The organism is Qipengyuania sp. (assembly GCF_042095715.1).
Classification (GTDB): Bacteria; Pseudomonadota; Alphaproteobacteria; order Sphingomonadales; family Sphingomonadaceae; genus Qipengyuania.
In genome coordinates this window covers 1-8,934 of record NZ_JBELMO010000086.1, presented here as the reverse complement: position 1 = coordinate 8,934, position 8,934 = coordinate 1, and the positions used below count along the sequence as shown (strand labels likewise).

Annotated in this window: 8 protein-coding genes and 1 tRNA gene; 5 read left to right on the top strand and 4 right to left on the bottom strand. The window is 61.0% G+C overall.

Annotated elements, in window-relative coordinates; genetic code table 11:
* On the bottom strand, positions 1 to 264 hold a 264-nt coding region (locus tag ACFDTG_RS14795; RefSeq protein WP_375291760.1), incomplete at its 3' end, for an MBL fold metallo-hydrolase.
* Between the two features lie 72 nt (positions 265 to 336).
* Between ACFDTG_RS14795 and ACFDTG_RS14790 the strand changes: the two genes are divergently transcribed.
* Together ACFDTG_RS14790 and ACFDTG_RS14785 are read left to right on the top strand one after the other, a co-directional pair.
* Complete coding sequence (locus ACFDTG_RS14790) at positions 337 to 651, top strand: ArsR/SmtB family transcription factor (RefSeq protein WP_375291759.1); 315 nt, start codon at positions 337 to 339, stop codon at positions 649 to 651.
* A gap of 4 nt (positions 652 to 655) precedes the next feature.
* A complete protein-coding gene (locus ACFDTG_RS14785) occupies positions 656 to 1,174 on the top strand; it encodes a rhodanese family protein (RefSeq protein ID WP_375291758.1) in 519 nt (172 codons plus the stop codon).
* A gap of 86 nt (positions 1,175 to 1,260) precedes the next feature.
* Here ACFDTG_RS14785 and ACFDTG_RS14780 read toward each other — a convergent pair whose 3' ends face one another.
* Together ACFDTG_RS14780 and ACFDTG_RS14775 are read right to left on the bottom strand one after the other, a co-directional pair.
* Positions 1,261 to 2,391 carry a beta-ketoacyl-ACP synthase III gene (locus ACFDTG_RS14780; RefSeq protein ID WP_375291757.1) on the bottom strand — a complete coding sequence of 377 codons (1,131 nt, stop codon included), beginning with the start codon at positions 2,389 to 2,391 and terminating at the stop codon, positions 1,261 to 1,263.
* Positions 2,392 to 2,433: 42 nt separating this feature from the next.
* Positions 2,434 to 2,571, bottom strand: a complete 138-nt coding sequence (locus ACFDTG_RS14775) for a hypothetical protein (protein WP_375291756.1) — start codon at positions 2,569 to 2,571, stop codon at positions 2,434 to 2,436.
* A 378-nt stretch (positions 2,572 to 2,949) separates the two neighbouring features.
* Here ACFDTG_RS14775 and ACFDTG_RS14770 point away from each other — a divergent pair, with 378 nt between their 5' ends.
* The 3 genes from ACFDTG_RS14770 (at position 2,950) to ACFDTG_RS14760 (ending at position 8,773) form a co-directional block, all read left to right on the top strand.
* On the top strand, positions 2,950 to 6,330 hold the full coding sequence (locus tag ACFDTG_RS14770) for a TonB-dependent receptor domain-containing protein (RefSeq protein WP_375291755.1): 3,381 nt from the start codon (positions 2,950 to 2,952) through the stop codon (positions 6,328 to 6,330).
* Between the two features lie 128 nt (positions 6,331 to 6,458).
* Complete coding sequence (locus tag ACFDTG_RS14765; protein WP_375291754.1) at positions 6,459 to 8,138, top strand: sensor histidine kinase; 1,680 nt, start codon at positions 6,459 to 6,461, stop codon at positions 8,136 to 8,138.
* Positions 8,135 to 8,773, top strand: a complete 639-nt coding sequence (locus tag ACFDTG_RS14760) for a response regulator (RefSeq protein WP_375291753.1) — start codon at positions 8,135 to 8,137, stop codon at positions 8,771 to 8,773. The genes ACFDTG_RS14765 and ACFDTG_RS14760 overlap by 4 nt, the downstream gene beginning before the upstream one ends.
* 74 nt (positions 8,774 to 8,847) lie before the next feature.
* On the opposite strand, the gene ACFDTG_RS14755 is transcribed toward ACFDTG_RS14760, so the two are convergent.
* Positions 8,848 to 8,933, bottom strand: a tRNA-Tyr gene (locus tag ACFDTG_RS14755).
* Position 8,934 lies beyond the last annotated feature (1 nt).

Sequence of the window (8,934 nt, the reverse complement as noted above, 5' to 3'; positions counted from 1 at the left end):
CCCGGTATGCGCCTTGATGAAAGGCGCGGCCGACAAGTGATCGGCATGGGCGTGGGTTTCCAGCACCATTACGATCCGCCACTCGTTCTCCTGCGCAAACGCGAGGATCTTCTCGGCCGAGCGCGTATCGGCGACGCCGCTCGCTATGTCGAAATCGAGCACGGGATCGATGATGGCCGCGCTCCGCGTCGCCGGATCGCCCACGAGATAGCTGATCGTGTTGGTCGGCTCGTCGAAAAATGCCTCGATAACGGGCTGGCTCATGGAATTCTCCTTTTTGCGCTTGCAAATATATTAGTATTCGCTAAATAAGCAAGTGCTAATGGAGTTGCGACGATGCTCAAACCGCCGATGGATCTGCAGACTTTCGAGGCAAAGGCCGGGCAGGTTGCCGATATCCTGAAGGCGATCGGCAATGGGCGTCGGCTCATGCTGCTGTGCAAGCTGGTCGAGCATGGCGAGGTCACGGTCGGCGATCTGGCGCGCGATGTCGGCCTGTCGCAATCGGCTTGTTCCCAGCACCTGGCCAAGATGCGCGACGAAGGCCTCGTGACCTATCGCCGGGAAAGCCAGACGCTCTGGTACGCCATTGCCGACGCCCGCGTCGAAACGCTTCTCGGCACACTCTATCAACTTTACTGCAAGGATTGACGCGATGACAATTGCCGCCCTTTCGCCTGCCGAAGCCCGCGTCGCGATCGATGCCGGCGCGCGCCTGATCGACATTCGCTGGGTCGACGAGCACGCCCGGGAGCGTATCCCCGGTGCGGTCAATCTCCCGCTCGAACGGGTCGGCGATCTTCCGGCTGACGGCAGGCCGATCGTCTTCCACTGCAAATCGGGTATGCGGACTTCCGCCAATGCGGCGCAACTCTGCGCGGCTGCGGGCGATGCCCCGGTGTATATCCTCGGCGGGGGAATCGATGGGTGGCGCAAGGCCGGACAACCGACCATCGCAGATCGGTCGCAACCGCTGGAGATCATGCGGCAGGTGCAGATCACCGCCGGCACGCTGGTGTTGGCCGGTGTTCTGCTCGGCCTGTTCGCGGCCCCCGGATTTTTTGGACTTTCGGCCTTCGTAGGAGCGGGACTGATGTTCGCCGGCGTGACGGGGTGGTGCGGCATGGCCAATCTGCTGCGCATCATGCCTTGGAACCGGCGCTCGCCAGCTTGATACAGTCATGGGCGCCTATATCGCGGCGTTCTGACCCCTGGTTTTACCGTCCCATCCGTCGCGAAATTGCCGGTTAGGTGCCCGAATCACTCCGCTTTGCGGACGAACACCGTTCCTACCGAATAGCCCGCGCCGAAGCTGCAGATCAGTCCCTCGTCTCCGGGCTTCATGTCCTCGTGATTCAGGTGGAAGGCGATGATCGACCCCGCGCTGGAGGTGTTGCCATAGGTATCGAGCACCGTCGGGCTCTCGTCCTCGCTCGCTTCGTGGCCCAGCACTCGCTGGGCGATGAGGCGGTTCATCCCCGCATTGGCCTGGTGCAGCCACAGGCGCCGGAGCGCGGGCGCGTCGATGCCCAGTTTCTCGGCCTCCTCCAGGATCAGTGCAGAAACCATCGGCACCACTTCCTTGAAGACCTTGCGCCCCTCCTGCACGAACAGCTTGTCGTCGGCGCCCGCGCTTTCGGGATGGGCGCGGTTGAGGAAGCCGAAATTGTTGCGGATGGCGTTGGAGAAAACCGTCTTGAGGCGGCTGCCCACGATTTCCCAATGCCCTTCTGGCGCGAGCGCCGCGTCCTCCACCAGCACGGCGGTTGCGACATCGCCGAAGATGAAATGGCTGTCGCGGTCGCGCCAGTTGAGGTGGCCGCTGGTGATCTCGGGGCTTACCACCAGAACGCTTTTGGCGTGGCCCGCGCGGACATAATCGGCGGCGGTCTGGATTCCGAAGGTGGCGGAGGAGCAGGCGACATTCATGTCGAAGGCGAAGCCCTCGATACCGAGCGCCTCCTGGATCTCGATCGCCATCGCCGGATAGGGACGCTGCATGTTGGAGGCCGCGCACAGCACCGCATCCACATCGCCCGCATCGCGCCCTGCCCGCTCCAGCGCATCGCGCGCAGCGGACACGCCGATTTCGGCAAGGATCGAGATTTCCTCGTTCCCGCGTTCGGGAAGGCGCGGCGCCATGACCTCGGTGTCGAGCACGGGGGCCTTGGAGACGACGTGGCGGGCCTTGATGCCGCTCGCCTTCTCGATGAAGGCAACGGAGCTTTCCACCAGCGGTTCGCAAGCGCCCGCCGCGATAGCCTCCGCATTTTCCGCGTTATGCTGCGCGACGTAGCGGTTGAAGCTTTCGACCAGCTCTTCGTTGGTGATGCTTTCTGGCGGGGTGTAGAGGCCGGTGGCGGAAATGACCGGGCGATGTGTGAGTTGCATCACCCACGCCTAATTCGGCGCGGGCGCGGGGGCAAGATCGCGTCAGCCGCCCATGACCAGATAGGCCGCAAGCGAGGCAGAGATGGCCGCCAGCGCGATTACCCCCACTTTCACCAGCGTGACATTCCGCCGTTTGTTGCGCGCAGCCAGCCTGCGCCGGTCCTCTTTCGTCATGTCCATCGTTTCGATTATCACTTTGGAAGGAGCTTTTGAATTTCCGATTGAGTGGTCAGGCTAAGATAGAACCGCCCACGTTGCGAGGTCCGGGAAAAGGGGGCTTTTCGGAAAGAGTCAAGGATACGCGGCCCGAAGTCGAGTGGCGAGTTTACCGTGGCAACAACCGATAACCAGAAGAACGCTAGGCGGTTAACCTAACCAACGGTAGCTGAAGCGCTTATCCAACGTACGTAACCGGTGCGCCACAGGAGGATCAAAAATTGCTGGCCATTAACTTTCGGGAATATCCTGAAATCCCTGTCCAACCCTAGCCATTGCGCGTCAACAGGGGTCCGCAGTCTTCGTCACCCCCGCAGGCGTGAAATCAGGGGTAAAAATCGAATGGTATTCAGCAAACACAAGCTGCTGCGCGGCACTGCACTTCTTTGTTCCTTCGCCACATTCGCCGGTGGGATCGCACTTCTCCCCGCGGCTGCGCAGGATGCGACAGAATGTTCGGATGTGGATAATGACGGAATCTGCGATGCCGACGATTCGGCGATCGTGCCTTCCACCGACACCGACACCCCGATTCTCGTCACCGGGTCGCGTATCAGCTCGCCCAATCTGACCTCGAACGTGCCGGTCACTTCTCTGGGCGGCGAGCAGTTTTTCGAGCAGGGCAATATCAACATCGGCGACACGCTGAACGATCTGCCTCAGCTTCGCAGCACCTTCGCCCAGCAGAACCCAGGTCTGGGCATCGGTATCGCGGGCCTCAACCTGCTCGATCTGCGCGGCCTCGGCACGCAGCGCACGCTGGTTCTGGTCAACGGCCGTAGGCACGTTCCCGCCGACATCCTCAACAACGCCGTCTCGCCCGACATTAACTCCATCCCCAACGATCTGATCGAGCGGGTCGATATCGTCACGGGCTCGAGCTCGGCTCTGTATGGTTCGGACGCGATCGCGGGCGTCGTCAACTTCATCCTTCGCGACCGTTACGAAGGGTTCCAGGTGCGCGGCCAGGCCGGTCTCTCGCCCGAAGGTTTCGGGGGCGCGACCTACGTGTCGGCGCTTGCCGGGCACAACTATCTCGACGACCGCGCTAATATTACGCTTCATGCTGAATATGCGCACCAGGATCGCGTTTTCGGTTCGCAGATCCCGGCGCTTCGTTTCAACGACGGCCTCGGCACGATCGACGTCGATCCGGCCACCATCCCCAATCCCAACGGCAGCGGCACGATACCGCTTGCGGGCGGTAGCGACGGCTTCGCCGACCGTGCGTTCTTCAGGGATTTCCGCACCACCACGAACAACCGGTTCGGCTTGATCCCGATTAACCAACGCACCGGAACCCCCGCCTGCGGCCAAGCCATCGTCGCGACCAACGGCGCGCCTTCGACCACGGGTGGCGTGTCCTTCAGTTGCACGCAGATCTTCACGCCCGAAGGCGTGCTGGTACCACAAACCGGCACCCGCTTCGGCACCGGTATCAACAGCTCCATACTGGGCGGAAACGGCCAGACCGGACGCGAAGGCGAACTGCTGTCGATCTATCCCGAGCAGGACCGCTACAACTTCAACCTGCTGGCCAGCTTCGATGTGACGCCTGGCATCCAGCTGTTCTTCGAAGGCAAGTACAACTACATCGAGGCGGTCGGTAACAACGCGGGTCCCTCCTTCATCCAGGGTACCCAGACCCAGTTCGATTTCCGCGAACGTCCCCGACTGGACAACCCGTTCCTCGGGGCTGCCAACCGCACCACCCTGGCCAACCTGATCCTGGCCTCCAACTGCCGTCCGGATCTTTCGGTAACCTGCCCAGCGACCACGAACATCGGCACCACGGCCGCGCCTAATGTAATTCCGGGCAACCTGACCCCTGCGGATCGCGCCGCCATCGCGGCTGGCACCTACCGGTTCGCTTTTGCCCGCAGCCTTCTCGACGTGGGGATCCGCGACCAGAACTTCACCCGCGAAACCTATCGCGGCGTGTTCGGCGTGCGCGGCAATTTCAACGACGACTGGAAGTTCGAACTTTCGGCCAACTACGGCAAGTTCAAGGAAACGGATGTCAATTCGGGCTACATCGACAAGCAGCGCTTTGTCCTGGCCATGGACGCGGGCCTCAATCCGGCAACCGGCCGGATCCAGTGCCGTTCGCAATACGATGCTGCCTCCGCAGTCATTCTTGCGCGCAACAACTCTGCAGCCCAGACCGCAGCCCTGAACGCGAAGCTCGCTTCCGATATCGCGGCTTGTGTGCCCTACAACCCGTTCGGCGCCGCCGACAATCGGGCGTCTGCGGATTATTTCACCTATGAAGGGACGACGAAATCCAGCATTGATCAGCTTGATATCCTCGGCTTCGTTTCCGGCGATCTCAGCCAGCTGTTCGAACTGCCGGGCGGCCCCGTCCGCTTCGTCATCGGTGGTGAGTATCGCGAAGAGAACGCGCGCTACGATCAGGATCCCTATCTGCAGACGGGTCTCACCAACGCGGTTGTCATCCCCACCTTCGCTCCGGACAAGTTCGATGTGAAGGAAGCGTTCGGCGAGGTGCAGATCCCGCTGTTGGGAGATATGCCCTTCTTCGAAGACCTGACCATCAACGGGGCGGCCCGTGTATCCGACTATGGCGGCTCGCTGGGAACGACTTTCGCCTGGAACGCCGGGGTCACCTGGTCGCCCATCGTCGACCTGGCTTTCCGGGCCAACTACGGTCGCGCAGTTCGTGCTCCGAATGTATCGGAAACGGCGTTCCCGCTGGTTCCGAACTTCAGCACCATCACCGATCCTTGCGATCTGGTGCAGCGGAACAGCAACCCCAACCGCCTCGCCAACTGCACCGCCGATGTCGGGGCCGCGAATCTGGCCAACCTCAACAGCCGGTCCTATTCGCTTCCGATCGTCAGTGGCAGCAATCCCAACCTGGTCGAAGAAACATCGGACTCGCTGACTGTTGGCGGTGTGTACCGCCCGAGCTTCGTGCCCGGTCTGTCGGTCTCGGTCGATTACTATCGCATTGATGTGGACAACATCATCACATCGGCAACCGCGCAGCAGATCCTGAATTCCTGCTACGACCAGCCGACGCTCACCAATATCTTCTGCGCGCAATTCTCGCGTTTCCAGGGTCCGGGTACCGGCCAGTTCGGCGAACTCCCGGGGGCCATCGCCGGAAACACTCTGATCGTCGCCCCGCTCAACTACGCGACCCGGATTCGCGAGGGTATCGACACGCAAATCTCCTACAACACGACGCTGGGAAGCGACGTGAAGTTCGGCACCTTCTTCGTCTATACGCACGGCCTGAAGAGCAGCAACTTCCAGGATCCCACCTATCCGGGGCTGGAAAACGTGATCCTCGAAGAACTTGGCGATCCCAAGGATGAATTCCGGCTCGATATCAATGTGGGAACCGGGCCCTTCACGTTTGGATATCGCATGCATTACATCAGCCCGATGTATGTGAATGCGTACGAGGACTACAACGTCATAACCTATAGCGAGGGCACAGTTCCTGCCGATAGCTCAGCGCTGCTGAACCTGGATTACGCCGATACCGCGAAGTATCCGGAGGTCTTCTACCACGATATCCGCTTCGATTTCGATCTTGACGATGCCGGCTTCGGCGAAGGGTTCAAGTTCTATGTCGGTATGGACAACGTGCTCGACACGCAACCGCCGCTGGGGTCGACGGCCACCGGTTCCGGCAGCGCCATCTACGATGTTTTCGGGCGTTATGTGTACGCAGGGTTCCGGGCCCGGTTCTAGGTCCCGGTGAAAAGAAACCGCCGCTATCGATTTGTCCCCTTAGCGGCGGAAACTAACTGGCCGGCGTCGTGAGCCAATCGTTGCGCCGGCCAGGATATTTCCATCCCCCTTCGGGTCGCTGAAGGGCGATGAAGGATTGCAAGAGCCAGCATTACCGCAATAAGCTTCCACAGAGGGGCATACCGGTAGTGCTGGCCAAGTATTTTCAGAATCGTGTCGCGCGGGTGATCGCGGTCCTCAGGGTTCTCCTTGCGGTCATCTTTCTCGTGGCGCTGGTGGCGGATCCCAGCCAGCCGAACAGGCATCCGGACGAAGGATATGCGCTGATCGGCGTCTACCTCGTTTTGGCACTGCTTCTCTTGCGCGTCGCCTGGGTAAGCTGGTGGTTCGATTTCCGCCTCGCGCTACCCGCGCACGCCCTGGATATCACTGTATTCGCCCTGTCGATCTGGTTCACCGAAGAGCCGGGCAATACGTTCAACAGCCCCTTCATCGCGTTTTTCTTCTTCCTCATGTTCGCCGCGACGATCCGATGGGACTGGCGGGTCACGGCGTGGTCCGCCCTCGCCGCTGCCTTGGGATACATCCTGGTAGGCATTGCTCTCTATTGGGCCGGAAACGATCTCGACGCGCAGGTATTCGCCCGCCGGCTGTCCTACATGGGGGTAATCGGGTTCGCCTTCGTGCTTCTGGGTGTTCAGTTTCGGACCGGCAGACGCGAGAATCCCCCGTCCGATTTTCTCGACGAGGATCCTCTGGAGGCTGCGGTTCGTTATGCGGCGGCTCAACTGTCTGCCCCGAAAGTGGGCATCTGGTGGGAAGAAGCCGACGAGCCCGCCGCCATCGTTGTCCTTCGCGAAGGATCGGTATCGAAAAAGCGACTGGCGAAGTCGGGCAACAAAAGCCCGCTGACCGAACTGTTCGATGTATCGACCGGGCGTGCGCTCGTGGAGGACACCCCCGGCAGTCGCAAGGTGGCCAGAACCCTGTCGAAGGTAAGCGCGCTGGCCACCGAAGTTTCGGCATCGGAAGGCCTGTTGACCCGGCTCATCACTGCCCAAGGGACCCTCCTCGAACTGGTCGTCGCAGACATGCCCAGCGTGTCCACCGACGATATGACACGGGTTTACGAGATCGCCCGCGAGATCGCCGCGATGGTAGAGCAACGCGCCCTGTCTCGGCTCGAGCGGGATCGCGCCGTGATCCGGACGCGCGAATCCCTCGCCCGCGACCTGCACGACAGCGTCGCGCAGGCGCTGGCGGGAGCCACCTTCGGCCTCGAGGCGTTGCGTCAGACGATCCCCGACGATGCAGCCTCCGCGCGGGAGCTTGCGGAAGAGCTCAAGGCCCGGTTACGCAGCGAGCAATCGCATATTCGGGAAATGATCGACCGCTTGCGCCTAGCGAGCGCAGACGCAGTGAGCGTGAGCATGGCTGCCGAACTGGAAGATACGGTTGAAGAATGCCGCACCAGATGGCAGGTCGAAATCGATTGCCAGGAGCTTGAACATATTTCGGTCGAAGCCGCGCTCGCATTCGAGTGCCGCCAGATCTTTCGCGAAGCCGTTTCCAATGCAGTGCGCCATGGCAAAGCCGATTGCATCACCCTTTCGGCAAAAAGCCACGAGGGCGAATTGAGAATTGAAATCGCCAATGATGGCCTCCCCTTCGGAAAGCTTGGAAGCGAGGTTGAACCATGGACCATCCGTGACCGTGTGGGGCGACTTGGCGGGACAATGGCCATATGGGACAATCCGCAGTGGCCAAGGCTGGTCGTCGAACTCCCCCTGAAGCGAGGCCGAGCATGAAGATTATCCTTGCTGACGACCATGCGCTGATCCGGTCAGGCGTTGCCAGCGTCCTGTCGGTCAACGGCTATCCGCTTGCTGCATCGGTCGCAGATGGAGAGGCAGCGCTGGAGGCGATTTCCACCCTGTCTCCGGACATTGCGATCCTCGATGTACGAATGCCGAAGATGGACGGTGTGGAGGTCCTGAGGCACCTGTATCTGTCGCAGAGCACGACGTCGGTCATTCTCCTCACCGCTGATCTGCTCGACGAACATCTCATCGACGCCCTACGCTTCGGTGTGAAGGGCATCGTGCTCAAGGACGGCGCGGAGGATCGGCTGGTCGATTGCATCCGAACGGTCGCGGCGGGCCGGAAATATATCGACGAGGAACTCATGCAGCGCGCGGTTCAGATCACGATATCGCCCACACGCGACCCCCTTGCCGAATTGTCCAATCGCGAAAGAGAACTCGCAACCTTCGTGGGCCAGGGATTTCGCAATCGTCAGATCGCAGAGCAGATGGGCCTGACCGAGGGGACAGTGAAGGTGTATCTCAACGCCATCTATACCAAGCTGTCCATAAGCAACCGCACCGCCCTGGCGCTGGTCGTCGCATCCCGAGCCGATCCGGGCAGCTCTTTGGCACGATGAGATAAGGCGAGCGGATAACGACTCAGAACACCGCGGCCTTTACGGCTCCGGGCGTTCCGACAATTGAGGGTAGGTGGTGGACAGGGCTGGATTCGAACCAGCGTACGCTTGCGCGGGCAGATTTACAGTCTGCTGCCTTTAACCACTCGGCCACCTGTCCA

Bases quoted from the DNA above. Each gene is read 5' to 3' on its own strand.
- ACFDTG_RS14780 (WP_375291757.1), bottom strand. From the start codon at position 2,391: ATGCAACTCACACATCGCCCGGTCATTTCCGCCACCGGCCTCTACACC.
- ACFDTG_RS14775 (WP_375291756.1), bottom strand. From the start codon at position 2,571: ATGGACATGACGAAAGAGGACCGGCGCAGGCTGGCTGCGCGCAACAAA.
- ACFDTG_RS14765 (WP_375291754.1), top strand. From the start codon at position 6,459: ATGAAGGATTGCAAGAGCCAGCATTACCGCAATAAGCTTCCACAGAGG.
- ACFDTG_RS14790 (WP_375291759.1), top strand. From the start codon at position 337: ATGCTCAAACCGCCGATGGATCTGCAGACTTTCGAGGCAAAGGCCGGG.
- ACFDTG_RS14770 (WP_375291755.1), top strand. From the start codon at position 2,950: ATGGTATTCAGCAAACACAAGCTGCTGCGCGGCACTGCACTTCTTTGT.
- ACFDTG_RS14760 (WP_375291753.1), top strand. From the start codon at position 8,135: ATGAAGATTATCCTTGCTGACGACCATGCGCTGATCCGGTCAGGCGTT.
- ACFDTG_RS14785 (WP_375291758.1), top strand. From the start codon at position 656: ATGACAATTGCCGCCCTTTCGCCTGCCGAAGCCCGCGTCGCGATCGAT.